We start from the raw sequence: 16,281 nt of genomic DNA on the forward strand, positions 1-16,281 counted from the left end.
CGGTTTACCAATAAGGCAGCCAGGGGCGACAACCTCAACCGTTTGTTCAAGCCGCCGGTAAGCCTTAGAAGTTTGTCGAGGTCTTGGGCGACCGACCGAGCCGCGCCGATCAACGCCACAGGTATGACCCACTGGAGGATCCGGGATAGAGCCAACCGGTTTGCTATGCTCTCTACTTCGGCTGGCCTGAAGGCGCCGAGCGTGTGCGGCATTGGCCAAGATGCTTGAGATTTTTCTATCCGCGTTTGTGAAAAAACGAACCAAGGAGTGGAGTAACAGACATGCCAGCTTGTCCCCTACCCGCTGATGAAGCACTTCGTCAGCGCACACTTGATGACATGGACTTGGTCGATACGCCGGCCGAGCATTATCTTGATACCTTGGTACGACTCACCCAAGAACTAGCCCAGGTGGAGACCGTTCTGATCAGCCTAATCGATCAGGATCGGCAGTGGTTCAAGGCTCGAATCGGCATCGAGGTAAGCGAGACGAAGCGCAATGTGTCCTTTTGCGGCTACGCGATTCTCGGTGAAGATACCTTGATGGTTTCCGACGCCAGGTGCGATTCACGCTTCGAGGACAATCCCCTCGTGCTGAACCCACCCTATATCCGGTTCTATGCGGGCCACCCGTTACGTGCCTCAAATGGCAAAGCCATTGGCACCCTGTGCATGTTCGATCCTCGGCCGCGGAAGCTCAGCGAGGCACAACAGGCTCATTTTCGGGACTTAGCCACGCTCACCGAGGGTTATTTGCAACTGCGGAGCCTAGCTCAGGTCAATCGCGCTCTGCGTGTTGAAATGGATCGCGGGCAGCGCAGGGCTTTGCTTGATCCTTTGACACAACTATGGAACCGCGGGGCGTTGGCAGCATTTCAGAACCGAGAGCTTCATTTGGCTGAGGAGCGAGGTTTACAGCTAGGTGCCGTATACGCAGACCTCGACCGTTTCAAATCCGTCAATGACGAGCATGGCCACGATGCCGGCGATAAAGTGCTCTGCGAGTGTGCCCGCCGACTGCGGGCTACGCTTCGGCCAGATGACCTGCTGGTACGCCAGGGAGGAGAGGAGTTCGTGGCCCTGCTACGGGTTAAAGATAGCCAAGAATTAACGCAGATTGCGGAGCGCTTGCGTCAGTCAATCGGCAGCACGCCGTTTTTGATGCCCGGCGGCCCTCGGAAGATGACCATGAGCATTGGATGCACCCTGCTCACCCAGGGTGAGCAGATTGATGATGCAATAAAGCGCGCTGACGGCGGTCTCTATGCGGCCAAACATGGGGGGCGTGACCAAGTTGTCTATGTGCCAGCGTTATCCTGAGGACGTTAAGACTCGGTAACATGGAGCGATACTCCCCTATACGAGAGCGCCTCATCTGGACAGGCGCTCGCTAAGCGAACGTTCGATGTTCGAAAGCCGCAATCGTGCGCTTCATGAAACGAATTGAGTTAGCGCCTTGAGCTTCGGCATTGAGGGGGCGCTGAAACTCAGCGGGTCCCGGCGAGCCACGAGATTCACTGATGCCGCTTCGGTGAGGGAGTGTTGATAAAGGCGGCAAACAACGTTTCAGCGACGGACTCGCGTGGGCCGTTGCTGACAATTTTGAAGAGGAGGCAGGCGTAAAATCCTGAGACGTCACGCAAAAGTCACGCACATGAAAAAGGCCATCCCTTTCGGAAATGGCCTAAGTCATTGAAATATATGGTCGGGACGGAGTGATTCGAACACTCTACCCCTTGCACCCCATAAAGGTAAATACCCATCTTATCTGATTCAACCTCATCCGAAACACAATGCTCAAACCCCTGGTTTTACTGGATTTTATCCATTCTACCGTCCAAAATAGCCCACAGCGGTTCGAGGAAAGCCGATCTCAATTGGCAACGAATTGGCAACCAGAGAATCTCAATTGGCAACCAATTGGCAACGGGAAAACTAACCAGATGGCCAAGATTACAGACCGACAAATGACCGCCAAACCCGGGGTCAGTGACAAGTGGCTCAGTGAAGTTGCCATCTGGGGGCATGGCAGCCTGGTCGCTCGCATCACCACCAGCGGAGAACGCCTCTTTTATTTCCGTTACGCGAACAGCATCGGTGAACGTATCACCTATCCCATCGGCACCTACAGCCGTGATGGGCTTGAGGGAACCATGACCCTGGCCGAAGCTGGCCAACGTGCGAAGGAACTTGCTGGCCTGCACAAGGCAGGAATTAGGGATATCCGGGAGCATTTTGAAGCTGAAGAGGCGGCGCGCGTGGCCACCCGGGACGCCGAGCTCGCTCGCCTAGCAGCAGAAAAAGCAGCCGCAGAAGCGGAGCAAGCCCGACAGGCCGCAAGAAAAAGCGTCTCCGAGCTATTCGAACACTGGGCCACAGTCGACCTGATCAACCGCAAGGATGGTGGAGCAGAGGTTCGCCGCATGTTTGAAAAGGACGTTTTGCCATTGTTAGGCAAAATAGCCGTGGCAGACGTAAAAAAAGGACACGTCACCGAAGTGACCGATGCCCTTCTCGCTCGCGGCGTCAACCGTATGGCCAAGCTCATCCTTAGCCTGATGCGACAAATGTTTCGGTTCGCAGTGGATCGAGATCTGATTGAGCACGATCCGACCGCCAGCATCCGCAAGGCCAAGATTGGCGGCAAGGATGTCGAACGCGACCGAGTGCTGAGCGATGATGAGATCCGCGCCCTCGCCCTGCTCACTCCTGAAGCCGGCCTACTCCCATCCACCGAAGCTGCAATCTGGATTGCCCTCTCCACCTGCTGCCGCATTGGTGAACTGCTCAACGCACGCTGGGAGCACCTTGACCTCGCCAAAGGCCTTTGGCTCATACCGGCAGAGAACAGCAAAAACGGAAAAGCCCACAGTATCACGCTCTCTTCATTTGCCATCCGACAGTTCGAAAAAATCAGAGTGCTTAACAGTCACTCCGCTTGGTGCTACCCCAACACGGAAGACAGCGGCCCGGTCTGTTCCAAAACCGTAACCAAGCAACTTGGCGACAGGCAGCGCCAGCCTGATCAGGGAGTGATGAGTAATCGTAGCGCCAAAGCACAAGCCCTATTGTTGAGCGGAGGGAAATGGACCCCGCATGATCTTAGGCGCACCGGTGCCACTATCATGACCGCCTTGGGAGTACTTCCTGAAGTAGCAGAACGGTGTCTGAATCACACTGAAGAAAACAAGGTTAAACGCACCTATCAGCGTCATAGCTATACAAAAGAGATGGCTGACGCTTGGCACAAGCTTGGATTACATTTGGACCAAATGACCTCAGAGACTCTCGCCACCCCATCTTCATAAGATACTGTTGCACCTGTATAGCCCACAGAAACCACGAGAGACGACTCTAGCAACAGACGCTCGATCTCACCTCTCATGCTGGCCCCACTACACTGAGGCGCCATTCGAACAATGAGGAGTATAAACTTGTCTTTCCGGAGTGAGCGTGGATCAAGGCCAGATATGCGTACAGCGACGATATTACTCGCACAAGCTGAAAACGTCGAAAAGCAGGTACGTGATTTGCAAAAGATCGCTTTGCCTGCACACCAACAACGCGTGCAGTGGTTGTATGAAAGGATGGAAAGTCTAGAGATCCAACCTTCGCAAGATCAACAAATCGAGCTGACTATCCGACAAGGTAAACATGCGATTGATGAGCAACTATCCAAGCATGCCGAGATAGCTCTACGCCAAGCAGTCTATGTGAAACATATCTATAAAAATCATTTCATCCCAATGAGTTCCCTAGGAGCCGCTGCAACTGATCATATCCTGCAGAATATGATCAATGCCCTGATGCTATCCAATCGCCACTTGGCGATGCTCGAAGTACTAAAAAACTTGGAAAACAAGCACTACAGCAATCGCGCAAGCGCCGGGGGACGGGGCAAGAATCAGCAGCCCTCTAAGAGCATGAAATCACTGCTTCTTGAATCCATGATCCGAGGCATGATATATAACGACCCTAAATGTAAAAATTTGGATAAAACCGTAGCAGCCGACGAAATGGCAACACGCATTTTCAAAGCCAACAAAGAATACCAAATGTTAGACATCACCAACCTCGAAGACTTAAAATTCCAGGTTCGCAATGTCCTGTTTGATATTGCTCGCACTGTCACACGAGGCAGTCAGCGAAAAGCGGATCGAGAACAATTAGGATACTCCCTGCGCCATTCGTTTCCCAAGCAGGATACAGAGGAGTCACGCCAGATGGACCTAGACGCCGCACGCACCCTGGGACGTATTGAAGGCGTACGAGCAACATTAATTCTGCAACTTAAGCAGCGCTTTGGGGATTTGCCGAAATCAGCAATTGAAAAGCTGGAGGCTACAAACGACATGGATCAACTGCAAACTTACGCAGAGCAGCTTGCAGAGGTCAGATCGCTGAATGACGTCATCCAGAACCTCCAGTGAACGATATTCACCTATAATGAAACGCCATCCTAACGGGTGGCGCTCTCGACTTACAAGAAACGGCAAAACTTACAACACACCAGCAAGAAACTGAGACCTTCTGGCTATTTATCACAATCGAGACCATCAAAACAAATTTATACATTGATACCTATCTTGATCTCGACACAACATCACGCAGGACAAATGCCCCCTAAATTGAAGACTTGTAAGGAGAGATAATAGTCCTAGAAGAAAAGTTACTCATCGAATACTCAGGAAGAATATCGAGATATGTGACATTTTCAAATTTTGACCGAGAAACCTTACCCTGCGCAGAGAGCACTTCAATAGCAGAATCTAAACGCTTTACTTTTCGTAACTTCCCGGGCCCCTTTTGCAGTATGATATTCTTTGGTACAAATCTCTCACCCGCCTCACGTCTTACTTGTAGCCAGTCATCCAATTCTTGTGCGTCGATCTCTTCCTGAGGCGGCGATGAAAACAAACGGAGAAACTCGCCAGAGTACCAAAAACACACATCAATAGCAGCATCCAAAGTCTCCAGAGCTATATCACCACTTCTTCTCTCAAAGAAATGAAACAAGGCCGCCACCCTTGCAATATTGTCTGCCAACTTTGACGCATGATCACCCATGCCAAAAAACCTTCCTCCCGGCCCAATAGCCGACTCAACCGTATTGAAAATTTCTATCCACTTTTGAGCCGCCGCCTGAGAAAACTTAATCACTAATCTTGACCTAGCCGGACCCATCAGGAATCCAACACTTTCTTTAAGTATCTCCCCAATGCGCTCAGAGAATTTCTCGCAACAATTCCAAGTGGCCACCCCTCCACCAATCAATCTAGTTCCCTGGGTCGATCTTGGATTGCAAACCAAAAACCTAGCCCACAAACCAGATCCCCGTGATATCTCTCCATTCTTTGCCATATAACTCAAGAAAGTTTTTTCTTGAACCATTATCGATACCGTCAGACGAGCTCTTAGCTCGTAGCTTTCAGACGATACTCGATCAACAGTTATTGCATCCCCACTCCACAAGGCATTCTGCTTCGACAAATCATTAAATGCCTTGCCAGTCAAAACTCCCCCACCCTCACTAGAAATGAGCCCTGCTGCAGGAATGTTCTGGTATAATCCCAAAAACAAAGCCTCTGAAGTAGCATCTTCGTAAATCAACTTAAAACGTCTAGGCTTGACCGGTTCATTACCCATATGCGCCATAAATATCCGATATTCCTCACTCTCTCCTTCATCACCTGAACGAAGTATTTCCTTCAACATGGCCTTCCGGCGAGCCTCCCAGACTGACCACTTCGCATTCCAATCAGAAAGCTCCTTAAGATAAATCAAGTCCTTTTCATCCTGAAAATGGCGAACTCCTCTAAGAAATATATTTTCCGCCGTAGACTTCCTCTCTCCAGAGTTCGCAATCGTCAGCAGCATAAGTGATGCTGGAACTATTTGTCCATTCGGCTTACAAACATCAATCAAACCTTGAGAAGCTATAGCGATCGCCGTCAGAGCAGATGAAAAAACGAGTGCCCTCGGGGCCTTTATATGCCCTTCCGCCTCATCCACCGCACTCACTATCACCGGTAAAGACATATACCTTGGAAAGCCCCCTTCCAAAGCAGAGACCCCCCAAGACCCAAAGCTAGAGAAACTCATAAATCATACACCTTCAGAGATCACGACAAAATCTTCCCGGCCTCTTCGATCCTAGATCCAATCCACCGATGTATATCTTCCTCAACCCAACCCACGGCAAACTTTCCTAGTTTAATTGGCCTTGGGAATGTACTGTCGTATCTAGGCGACATTGGATTTAGCCGATCATAAATTGTCGATCTACTCAGCCCAATGCACTCTCGCAACTGCCGAATGCGTAAAATTCTTAATGTTGATTTACCACTACTTTCATTGCCCATCACCACGCCCTCTTCAATTGCGAACTCAATAGGGAAGGACTCTACAGCCCGTGCCACTCAGAGTCGTCAGGGGTGCTAAATGGGTTTTCCAACGCTAAGCAGATGTATTGACATTTTAGAAACACTGCGATCTAGAAATTGTCATCCTAGCAGCTTGTCCCCGCCCCACCGGATTTAGCCGGGACCACTGCAGCTGCTATTCCTGCTACTAATAGCAGGAATAGCAGTCTTGCTTGCCGTTCAGATCCCTTCCGTCCTTCGGAACCCAGTCGCCCCATAGCCAGGAAAAACGTTGACTCTCAGTCAGAACGACTCAGGGGGCCACTGATTGCCGGTCGATCCACAACTGCAGTAAGGCTTTTCCAGGCCCAGTGGGATGACGTCGCCCCTGCTCCCAGTCCTGCAGCGTGCGAGCGCTGACCCCCAAATGCGCAGCGAGCTCTTGCTGGGTTAGCTTCAAGCGTTGGCGCAAGGAACATGCAAGCCTGATGATGCTTGAGTCTGGCGTGACTCCGTAACACATCTTTGGCCGTTTCTGCGGGAAGATCTCCGAGACCTCGAAATTAGACGAAGCAGCTCCAGGTAAAGGTAATCTGTAATTTGACTCCGGCGCTGTATTTACCCTCGCATGCCATGGGAGCGGAGCAGCCCGGACAGATGGAGATGACTTCTCCGGTTCATACCGAAGCTCCTGGCACTGTTGTTCATACTCAGGATGTTCGGTAAGAAATTTACGACGCCAATAATCACTGTAGCTCATGCGAAAGACTCCTATCTGGTGAGTTATAGTGCGGCAATGCCGGACCATACAATAGGTAAATTGAACATGTATGCCGCAGCACTCAGATTCGGCTGGTAGTGAACACAGCAAAGCCTTGCCCTAACTCTTGCGCCTTGCTGTACGTCTTGCACAAGTAGCTCATAGCGTAGACAACCGGCCTGAGCGAGTCAGGAAAGCGTCGATCCAAGCACTGGTAAACCTGCCCACTGAGTTTGTCTTGGCAGGCATGTACTAGCCCTGACATCTCGTATTCAGAACAACCAATTGCCCAGGCCCAAGCACGCACGACGCGATGAAATAAGTTGTTCCTACTGTAAGTACCGTCGTCGCTAGGCCCGTAGTTACCTAGGCCCCCGATGGCGTCGTAGTTGAGCAGCAACATGACGTGGTAATGCGGTGCTTGACTGCTGTTACGCTCTCGACACCAGATGTAGCGGATATCAGTCGTGTACTTTGTACTCGCCCAGATCAGCTCTTTACTTAGATGGTAGAAGAAGCGACTCATCACCTCATTGCTGACGAGCGCATCCGACGGCATCAGGCCGACGGGGTAACGCAAGTCTACCCTACAGACCAAGGTACGGGCCTGTACCGAGAGACAGTGCTGCAAGGTTTCGAGCCCACGTTCCAAGTAGCTTTCAATCAAAGGGCCAAGTTTCAACTGCTGCTGCACAGCGAAACCACGATACTCGTTGCCGTAGTGTAGCTTGAGTTTAGTATTGATTGGGTGACGCTTCGGTTGATGATGAAACATAGTTAATTTCCTGTCAGTCGTGTATGGAAGACTCACCGGCAGGTACACGGGACTAGGTGTATTCAAGCACCTTGCTTCGACTTATACGCTTGATCTATCAACGCTTTGACCTGCAGTCAACGCTGCACATTGCTTCTGCGATTTATGGCGACTCTGCATTGCAAACCAATAACATGATAGCGCCCTATTGGTGAGCGCTATCTATCACGGCAGAATACATAGCAACCACATCAATTATTAATTACTGCATCGATGCTTATTAGACGCATACTACTTTAACCGTAACAGTAGCTATGCCGCACATGCAGCCCTCCCCCAAGAAATACCCCCAGCAGAAATATACCCCAGGAAAAAAGCAAGAAATCTCAATCAATAAAATCAAAAAAGATTCCATTTTCATTGAAAGCCAAAGCCGTATGAGCCGACAGGCGTGCGCCGCTTGCAAACTTGAGTCATGTAGACACTTCATACCGAAAACTTGTAAAAACTTACGGCACTACCGTATTCATGTCACCACGAGGACTTCAAATGGCCAGTTATTAACGGCTGTGCCGTACATAGGTGATCCGGTACGAGCTGAATCAAAAAAAACTCAGACCTATATCACCTCTGTGAACGCCCCACAGTATCAACTGCCGCTGGGGATTTTGCGTGCCAGGCTTTGGCTCAGCACGCTCATCACTGGAGAGGATCTGCGTATGTATACACCTTGCCCAAGCTGTAATTCAGGACGTGTCATCACGAAAAATCTCGGGAAACAAACGGGCGGATTAATTGGCGCTGCAGGCGGTGCAGCCAGTGGTGCCGCCGGTGCCCTGTCAGGTGCGGAAGCTGGCGCGGTACTGGGTGTAGTCGGTGGGCCGGTGGGCATTGCGATCGGCAGCATCGCCGGGGCGATTTTGGGTGGTCTGTTTGGCGGGGTCGCGGGTGGCATTGCCGGGGCCACGCTGGGCGAGCAGATCGACGACAAGGTGCTGGCCAATTACCAATGTCTGAAGTGCGGTTACAGCTTTAGCGTCAACCGTTAAGCCGTTGTGAACAGGCGTCGCTCGTTGATGAAACGACGCTCTTTCCCCTTCATTCGTAAGGAATCATTCTCATGGCTCATCTCGTTGAAACCATGGCCTACGCTGGCGCTACTCCCTGGCATGGCCTGGGCAATCAACTTCCCCGTAACCAGCCTATCGAGGTCTGGCAACGTGAAGCCGGCATGGACTGGCAGATCCAGGAAAGCCCAGTGCACTTCAAGTCGGATACTGTCGGTCACCTTGGCACTATCCACTCCTTCCCCGAACAGAAAGTGCTCTACCGTTCAGACACCAAAGCTCCGCTGTCGGTGGTCTCGCAGCGCTACCACACGGTGCAGCCGCGTGAAGTGTTGGAGTTTTATCGCGACCTCACCGACGCCTCCGGTTACGAGTTGGAAACGGCTGGCGTGCTCAAGGGTGGGCGCAAGTTCTGGGCGCTGGCACGTACCGGCCAAGGCACAGAGCTCAAAGGTAACGACCAAGTGAATGGCTATCTGCTGCTGGCAACCTCCTGCGACGGCACCCTGGCCACCACCGCCACGCCGACCACCGTGCGCGTAGTCTGCAATAACACCCTGACCATCGCCCTCGACGGCAGCAGCCGGGCAATCAAGGTGCCACACAACACCCGCTTCGATCCCAAGGCGGTGAAGAAGCAACTCGGTATCGCCGTCTCGCAATGGGACGAGTTTATGTATCGCATGAGAGCTTTGGCCGAGCGTAAGGTGCAGTGGCATGAAGCGCTAGGCTATTTCATGAACGTGGTGTGTGAGACCAGCCCGACCGGCGCTCTGCCGGAGCAACTGCCCAACGAGCGCGCCCTACGCAAGGTCCAGGAACTGTACGAGGGCCGTGGTCGTGGCAGCCAACTGGACTCAGCACGCGGCACTGCTTGGGGCCTGCTCAATGCCGTGACCGAGTACGTCGACCACGAACGCCGTGCCCGCAGTAACGAGTACCGCCTGGACTCGGCATGGTTCGGTCAGGGGGCGCAGATCAAGCAACGCGCCCTGGATGCCGCTCTGCAACTCGCCGCCTAACCCTTACTTACCTCACCCCTTGCGCCCGGTCAGCCATGTGCTGGTCGGGCGTTTTTTATACCAGCAGGTAAAGACGATGAAAGCAACGTCATTGAATAGCAGCACCCGCCAGAAACGCCCCGCCCTGCGCCTGGTCAGCACCAAGGAGCTGCCCCGCGAGGACTGGTTGCAGATCCGCAAGCAAGGCATCGGCAGTTCGGATGCTGCCGCTGCGGTGGGTCTGAATCCCTACAAGTCGCAGCTGGAGCTGTGGCTGGAGAAGACCGGTCGCGATGCCAGCATGCCCAAGGTCGATCCTCACGATGAGCAAAGCCCGCTGTACTGGGGCAATGTGCTGGAGCCCATCGTGGCTTGGCACTACAGCAAGCGCAGCCAACACAAGGTTCGACGGATCAACGCTGTACTACAGCATCCCGATCCGGCGCTCCCCTGGATGCTCGCCAATATCGACCGCGAGGTGATCGGTGCCGACGATGTTCAGATCCTTGAATGCAAGACTGCCGGCATAAACGGGGCACGCCTCTGGAAAGAGGGCGTGCCCGAATATGTGCAATTACAAGTCATGCACCAGCTCGCAGTCACTGGCAAGCAGGCCGCTGATGTGGCCGTGCTGCTCGGTGGCCAGCATCTGGAAATCCATCGCATCACACGCGACGAGGCGCTGATTGCTCGACTGATTGACCTAGAACGGCTGTTCTGGGATTACGTCGTCAGCGACACCCCTCCACCGGCCGATGGCACAGCGTCTGCGGAAGCGGCATTGCGCTGCCTCTACCCCGAGGATAACGGACAGACGCTGGACTTCAGCCAGCACACGGCGCTGACCAGCACCTTCCTGGAGCTCAAGTCAGTTCGTCAGAACATTGCTCAGCAGGAAACGCGTGAGGCGCAGCTCAAGCAAATTCTGCAGCAGGCCATGGGGGAAGCCACCCGTGCAGAGTTTGCTGAGGGCTACATCAGCTGGAAGAAATCCAAGGACAGCATTGGTCTGGATGTCGAACAGATACTCAAAGACAAGCCCTACCTGCAGGCTCGCTACCCCAAGGCCAAAGCAGGCACTCGTCGCTTCCTGCTCGCCTGAAACAACCTGCTCACCCTAGCCACCCGGACCGTTCACGTCCCGGTGGCTTTTTTATTTTCAGATCAAGGAGCACCACCATGCTCAAAGGTTTAGCCATCACTCCGCCGGTACTCGGGCGCATTTCCATCGGTAAGATCGTCGAGAAAAACGGCAAGCGCCTGCCCGAGAAAGATGATCAGTTCACCATCACCTCGCAAGTCCAGAGCCGTGACGGCTGGTTACTGCATCCACTCAATGAGGAACTGCGCAATGGCCTGGATGGCAAGCTGCGCAGCATTCCGATCCGATTGCTGTTCAACGAACCGGACCTCAACTTTCGCGCGGACTACAGCCTGTTCGACCGTACCACCGGCAGACCGTTATGCGTCGGCAACGGTGAAACGTGCAAGCGTTTGACCAAGGATGGCATCCAATCGCTGCCCTGCCCTTCACCCGATGGCTGCCCACTGGCCCAAGGCAATGCCTGCAAGCCTTACGGTCGGCTGAACGTGGTGATTGGCGATGACGACCCACTGGGCAGTTTTGTCTTCCGGACCACTGGATTCAACAGCATCCGCACCTTGGCAGCGCGCCTGCATTACCTGCAAGCCATCTCTGGCAATCGCCTGGCCTGGTTGCCATTGGAGCTGCGTCTGCGTGGCAAATCCACCCGTCAGAGCCACGGCACGCCGATATTCTACGTCGATATCACGGTGCGCAGTGGACTTCCCCTAGAAGATGCCTTGCTCGCCGCCAAGCAACTGGAGGAAACCCGGCAAGCCTCGGGCTTTGACCAGAGCGCCTTGGATCACGCAGCCCGACAAGGTTTTAACAATGGCGCTTTTGAAGACAACGAGGAGGACAGTGGCGCCATTGTCGAGGAGTTTTTTCCCGCTGCTGAAACCCCACCCAGCAACGCAGAGGCCAAACCGACAGCACCGTCAAAGCCCTCACTGGCTCAGAAGCTGGAGGCTCAGGCTATCGAGCACAGCACTAGGCCTTCCGTTCAGTAAAGCTCTGCTCAACCTCCCCAGCTTTCCCCATTCTTACAGGAATACCGTCATGAAATATCACAAGCTCAAAGCCGGTGAAGCGAGTGGCACCTACGTCATGGAGTCCCCCGTCACCGAGGCCGACATCCTGCAGATGGCGCAACAACTGGCCATGAGTCGTCTGTCTAAAGGCCGGGCACTGACTGAGCCGAAGCAGGTGTTCAGTCACCTGCAAACACTGCTGCAGTACCACGAGTATGAAGTCTTTGCCCTTCTGCTGCTCGACTCCAAACATCGGGTCATAGGCTTTAGAGAACTGTTCAGAGGCACTCTGGATGGCGCGAGCGTGTACCCGAGAGAGGTGGTCAAGATCGCCTTGGAGCACAATGCTGCGGCCGTCATTATGGTTCACAATCATCCCTCCGGTGACCCAGAGCCCAGTCAAGCTGATCGTACCTTAACCACCACCCTCAAGAACGCTTTGAACATGGTCGGCACCCGCATCTTAGATCATGTGGTGGTTGGCCATGAAGGTTGCGTCTCGTTGGCTGAACGAGGTCTTTTGTAAAACGACATCATAATGCCTCCATGGTGATCTTTAGGGCTGAGCCCTAAAGATCACCATGGAGGCAGCTGATTCGAGGTCTTATTTTTTTGCGTCGGTGCCCCAGCTGGAGCTACTCATTTGGGCCTAGAGCCCGCGTCCGTCATTTTGTCATCGAACTTTTTCAGCCCAGCCAGCAGTGTCCGGCCGATATAGCGGCTAGGGGCGGAAGCGAGCACCTTGTAACCCAGCTCTGCAGTACCCACCAGCGCCCGTGCGGTGCCTTCAATGGCCACGCCTGCTCCTGCAAACAGAGCCTCTACGCCATCGCCGCCGTTTTCGTAGTACTCTGCGGCATGGTTGATGCCCTGAATGGTGGCAAACAACCCGAGCCCGCCAACCCCGGAGAGCAATGCATCGAGGACAGTGTCCTCGGAGTCGACCACCGAGCCGCCAAGTGCAAGGTCTACCGAATGCTCCAACTCGATATTGCTGAAGCCTGAGTCGATGGCGCGAGTCCGCTCGGCCACTTCCGAGGTTGCAATAACCGGGATGTCAGCATCTACGCTGTTGATGTAGGTGGTACTGGAAGTGGCCTTGATCTGGTAGGCCACACCGTCGATGACGATATCGGTGCCGGGGTTGTTGAAGTATTCGAAAAGGCCCCCCCCGGTATCGCTCGCCACCAGTTTCTCAAAATAGGCGCCTTTGGCCAGGGAGGTCAGCCCAACCAGGCTATCTGAGGACATGAACAGGGTTTCCAGCCAGATTTCACCATCACTCATACCAGCATAGTTGCCGTTGACGCTCCGCAGGGCGTCGTAAATGTTGCCTGCCGTGGTGAAGTCATCCCACAGGGAAAGTGGCACCGACAGGGCTGACAGCATGAACCCGGCCCTGAGCGGCAACTCATTTTCCTGCCCACGAGTCACTTCATCGGCGATGAACTGCTCAATCTGCTTTTGGCTGGTGGTGATGCGTGCTTCAGCACGATATTTGAGTTCGGAAAAGTGCTTATCGAGGCAGGTGAAGTCTTCAGCGTGCTGAGCCAGCAACCTGTCATGCATCTTCTTGAGTTGCCTGATGACTTGATCTATTTTTCTGAAATCTGGGCCGTCGGAGTACTTTATCTTGTTCAACCAGGAGAACTTCTCGTAGGTCTCTTCCCACTGGTCGCTGAGCTGATCGCACCGCTGCTGCAGGCGCTGCAGTGTTTCGCGCACAATAGTTTCCGCCTGGATCAGAGGTGTCCGGCTACGGATAGCCTGCAGGCGCTGCCGGCAATGGTTGCGAACGGTTGTCACATCGGCCGCCAGACGCAGCTGCAGGTACTGCCGGGTGAGCCCGTCCAGGTGCTGTTCCAACTGTGGTTGAAGTGCATGCAGCGCGCTTGTGTTCAGGGGGCTCTGCCCGGCCTGCTCCCGGGCGACGGCCAGTGCCTGGCGAGCCGCCAACAACTCACGAATGGCGAGGACTCAGTGGAGTCAATCGACCACCTTGGCATAACGCTGCAGATGCATCCAATGGAATAAGCAGACGCCCCATGCGAGTAGCCCGAGCAGCAGCAACAAGCCGGTAGCGACGCAAGCAGCCAGCGCGGCTCAATCTGCTGGCCAACTGACAGGAGGGGTAGCGCAACAGCCCCTGCATGGCGACGCACATCAGCAGTCCCAACGCAGTCAGCCCCAGCGCTTGCCTCAGACGCTGCTGGCAGGTTTGCCGACATTGCAGTAATTCGGTGGTGGTGACTGCATTTGAAGGCTCTCTGTAGTGGCGCCCGGCAGGAGGCGGCTGGCGAACGCGGCCCGACAGGTTCTGAAATACGTCAGAGTGGGGATAGGATGTACAACTTCACTCACCTTCCCCCTCCCTTAAACAGATCCTTGAATGCTCTTTTTTCCCCACTCAGGCAGAATCCACTGCCCAATTGAACTACAGCCAAACACTGATGAAACTGCTCAACACCTATGACGACCGGGACGAAGCCGAAGCCGCTGCCGAAAAGCTCAGCGGGAACAAGCGCCTGGCCAGCGAACGCGACGCCACCGTGGTCATCTACAACTTGTTCGGCATCCCCAGTTGGAGCAATTTCCACCGCCTGCGCATGTACAACCTGGGCGAACTCAAAGGTCTTCTGGAGCGCAGATCTACTTGGCAAGCGACTGACCAGGCACGCCATGCCGAGATTCTCGCCACTCTCAAGACCGTGGCGAAGAACTACGAGATCGAAGTACCGGAGCATTGGTTGTAATCCGACATAACAGGGACGCTCCAACGAGCGCCCCCCCACTTCGCGAGCTAACCCTGTAGCTTCTCCAAACTCAGCTGATCGATCTCTGCTCCGAGCTTCGTAGGATCCTGCACAACCAAGTAGTGCCAAAGCCCGAACTCGCCCCCGCGGTTCACTGCGTCCACCCAACGCTGGGCAGCCTTGGCTTTAAGATCTGCATCGTCGTTGTACTGCCCCTTCACCTCGATGATCAGCTTCATGCCGATGTCCAACTCGGCGATGAAGTCAGGGATGTAGCTGTGCTTGATGTTTTGCTTGCGATAGCCGACGGTAAAGCCCAGTCGATCGTTCTTGACCCACTTGGTTACGCCGGGATGGATATCCAGCAAGAACCCTACGCTTTGCTCCCATTTTGCCGTATCGGCAACCATCAAGTTCAGATGGCACTTGGTCACAGCACGCACGGGCTTGGTGGTATGGAAGTCCACGTACAACGTGCTCCCGGTATGGTGGCCTGACTCAAGCGGTTCGGATCGATGTAAAACATACGTTCTGCTAATGAGGCGAGCATGAGGGAGTAGCGCGACAAGACGTGTCGTGATCGGATGATCCATCGACGTTTTGCTTACGACTGCACCCTTTTCGCACTACTCCAGCAAGAGCCCATTGACCAATCGATAAGCCTCAGGCAACGCCATTTTCCCGCCTTCCACCGCCTCGATCAGTCGCAGCGCCTTATCGGCACTGAGGACATCTTTTTCGATCACCTCTCGCAGTGACGAAATAAATCCGGACTTGTTCAACAACGTGACCGTCCCCATGCGCTCCTTGGCCTCCACCTCGGCCAATCGTTCCTGATACACCAGCAACAACTCCCGCTTGCGCCCCTCTGACATTGCGCCGCCACGAATCCAGCGGGAGACCCCGTAGGCCAGAACGCCACCGGCTGCCGCAGTACCTAAAGCCCAGCCAAGTGGCGTCGCTGCCACGGCAGTACCACCGACCCAACTGGCGGCCGTCGTGAGAAACTCCTTAAGCTTTCATCACATTTCGCCGCCACCCAATCAACCTCAAGATCATTCACAAGGAGCGTCAACGTGTCTGAAATGCGCATCACGTTCGGAATGCAATTAGACGGCCAGCGTGCAACCCTGGCGAGCAATCGGCTGGGGGTTTTGACAGTCGGGCCACAGGGCTTGCTGGATATTCTGGAAACTCAACTGGGTCTGGTGGCATGCCAGCCTTGCGCGGCGCAACGCACAGCTACGTATCGAGATTGCCTGGCACACTGCAATAACGCCCTGCGCTTCTATCACGCCAGTTTTTCCGCAGATGAACTGGGTGTGGCCGCTGCGTTGCTGGCCTGGCGGGATGACTTGTATCTGTACGGTTGGGATGGGCGCGTAAATGCAGATGCCAGCCAGCGCCTCAAGGACCTTGCCGAAGTTGAGATCAAAGCCCGCGAGATGGTTGCGCCTTCGCTGGGGTGAC

16 protein-coding genes and 1 pseudogene are annotated in these 16,281 nt (G+C 54.1%); 10 read left to right on the plus strand and 7 right to left on the minus strand.

The window, feature by feature from the left end; all coding sequences use genetic code 11:
* Positions 1–281 precede the first annotated feature (281 nt).
* The 3 genes from LMH93_RS16815 (at position 282) to LMH93_RS16825 (ending at position 4,429) form a co-directional block, all read left to right on the plus strand.
* Positions 282–1,319: a sensor domain-containing diguanylate cyclase gene (locus LMH93_RS16815; protein ID WP_019751946.1), complete on the plus strand. Its 1,038-nt coding sequence runs from the start codon at positions 282–284 to the stop codon at positions 1,317–1,319.
* A gap of 623 nt (positions 1,320–1,942) precedes the next feature.
* Entirely contained in the window at positions 1,943–3,307 is a 1,365-nt protein-coding gene (locus tag LMH93_RS16820; RefSeq protein WP_070095701.1) for a site-specific integrase, read from the plus strand.
* Positions 3,308–3,469: 162 nt separating this feature from the next.
* The gene (locus tag LMH93_RS16825; protein ID WP_230064400.1) at positions 3,470–4,429 is read left to right on the plus strand and encodes a hypothetical protein; all 960 of its coding nucleotides are present in this window, start codon (positions 3,470–3,472) and stop codon (positions 4,427–4,429) included.
* Between the two features lie 193 nt (positions 4,430–4,622).
* On the opposite strand, the gene LMH93_RS16830 is transcribed toward LMH93_RS16825, so the two are convergent.
* From LMH93_RS16830 to LMH93_RS16845, 4 genes are all read right to left on the minus strand, one after another.
* Positions 4,623–6,101, minus strand: a complete 1,479-nt coding sequence (locus LMH93_RS16830; RefSeq protein WP_070095699.1) for a YfjI family protein — start codon at positions 6,099–6,101, stop codon at positions 4,623–4,625.
* A 20-nt stretch (positions 6,102–6,121) separates the two neighbouring features.
* Positions 6,122–6,361 carry a helix-turn-helix transcriptional regulator gene (locus LMH93_RS16835; RefSeq protein WP_083285019.1) on the minus strand — a complete coding sequence of 80 codons (240 nt, stop codon included), beginning with the start codon at positions 6,359–6,361 and terminating at the stop codon, positions 6,122–6,124.
* 313 nt (positions 6,362–6,674) lie between these two features.
* The gene (locus tag LMH93_RS29725; protein ID WP_308115333.1) at positions 6,675–7,169 is read right to left on the minus strand and encodes a helix-turn-helix domain-containing protein; all 495 of its coding nucleotides are present in this window, start codon (positions 7,167–7,169) and stop codon (positions 6,675–6,677) included.
* A 34-nt stretch (positions 7,170–7,203) separates the two neighbouring features.
* Positions 7,204–7,896 carry a YagK/YfjJ domain-containing protein gene (locus LMH93_RS16845; RefSeq protein WP_070095698.1) on the minus strand — a complete coding sequence of 231 codons (693 nt, stop codon included), beginning with the start codon at positions 7,894–7,896 and terminating at the stop codon, positions 7,204–7,206.
* A 698-nt stretch (positions 7,897–8,594) separates the two neighbouring features.
* Here LMH93_RS16845 and LMH93_RS16850 point away from each other — a divergent pair.
* From LMH93_RS16850 to radC, 5 genes are all read left to right on the plus strand, one after another.
* A complete protein-coding gene (locus LMH93_RS16850) occupies positions 8,595–8,924 on the plus strand; it encodes a hypothetical protein (protein ID WP_070095697.1) in 330 nt (109 codons plus the stop codon).
* Positions 8,925–8,995: 71 nt separating this feature from the next.
* Positions 8,996–9,964: a DUF932 domain-containing protein gene (locus tag LMH93_RS16855; RefSeq protein WP_070095696.1), complete on the plus strand. Its 969-nt coding sequence runs from the start codon at positions 8,996–8,998 to the stop codon at positions 9,962–9,964.
* A gap of 76 nt (positions 9,965–10,040) precedes the next feature.
* On the plus strand, positions 10,041–11,045 hold the full coding sequence (locus tag LMH93_RS16860; protein WP_070095695.1) for a YqaJ viral recombinase family nuclease: 1,005 nt from the start codon (positions 10,041–10,043) through the stop codon (positions 11,043–11,045).
* Between the two features lie 77 nt (positions 11,046–11,122).
* Positions 11,123–12,037: a recombination directionality factor gene (locus LMH93_RS16865; protein WP_070095694.1), complete on the plus strand. Its 915-nt coding sequence runs from the start codon at positions 11,123–11,125 to the stop codon at positions 12,035–12,037.
* Between the two features lie 49 nt (positions 12,038–12,086).
* Complete coding sequence (radC, locus tag LMH93_RS16870) at positions 12,087–12,584, plus strand: RadC family protein (RefSeq protein WP_070095693.1); 498 nt, start codon at positions 12,087–12,089, stop codon at positions 12,582–12,584.
* A gap of 113 nt (positions 12,585–12,697) precedes the next feature.
* Here radC and LMH93_RS16875 read toward each other — a convergent pair whose 3' ends face one another.
* On the minus strand, positions 12,698–14,014 hold the full coding sequence (locus tag LMH93_RS16875; protein ID WP_230064401.1) for a hypothetical protein: 1,317 nt from the start codon (positions 14,012–14,014) through the stop codon (positions 12,698–12,700).
* A 494-nt stretch (positions 14,015–14,508) separates the two neighbouring features.
* On the opposite strand from LMH93_RS16875, the gene LMH93_RS16880 reads away from it, so the two are divergent.
* Complete coding sequence (locus LMH93_RS16880) at positions 14,509–14,811, plus strand: hypothetical protein (protein WP_070095750.1); 303 nt, start codon at positions 14,509–14,511, stop codon at positions 14,809–14,811.
* Between the two features lie 47 nt (positions 14,812–14,858).
* Here LMH93_RS16880 and LMH93_RS16885 read toward each other — a convergent pair.
* Positions 14,859–15,293: pseudogene (locus LMH93_RS16885) on the minus strand (restriction endonuclease); the annotation flags it as partial.
* A 144-nt stretch (positions 15,294–15,437) separates the two neighbouring features.
* Complete coding sequence (locus tag LMH93_RS16890) at positions 15,438–15,779, minus strand: hypothetical protein (protein ID WP_230064402.1); 342 nt, start codon at positions 15,777–15,779, stop codon at positions 15,438–15,440.
* Positions 15,780–15,887: 108 nt separating this feature from the next.
* Between LMH93_RS16890 and LMH93_RS16895 the strand changes: the two genes are divergently transcribed.
* Positions 15,888–16,280, plus strand: a complete 393-nt coding sequence (locus LMH93_RS16895; protein ID WP_230064403.1) for a hypothetical protein — start codon at positions 15,888–15,890, stop codon at positions 16,278–16,280.
* Position 16,281 lies beyond the last annotated feature (1 nt).

Origin of the sequence: Pseudomonas sp. CIP-10 (assembly GCF_020911845.1) — a bacterium.
Lineage (GTDB): Bacteria > Pseudomonadota > Gammaproteobacteria > Pseudomonadales > Pseudomonadaceae > Aquipseudomonas > Aquipseudomonas alloputida.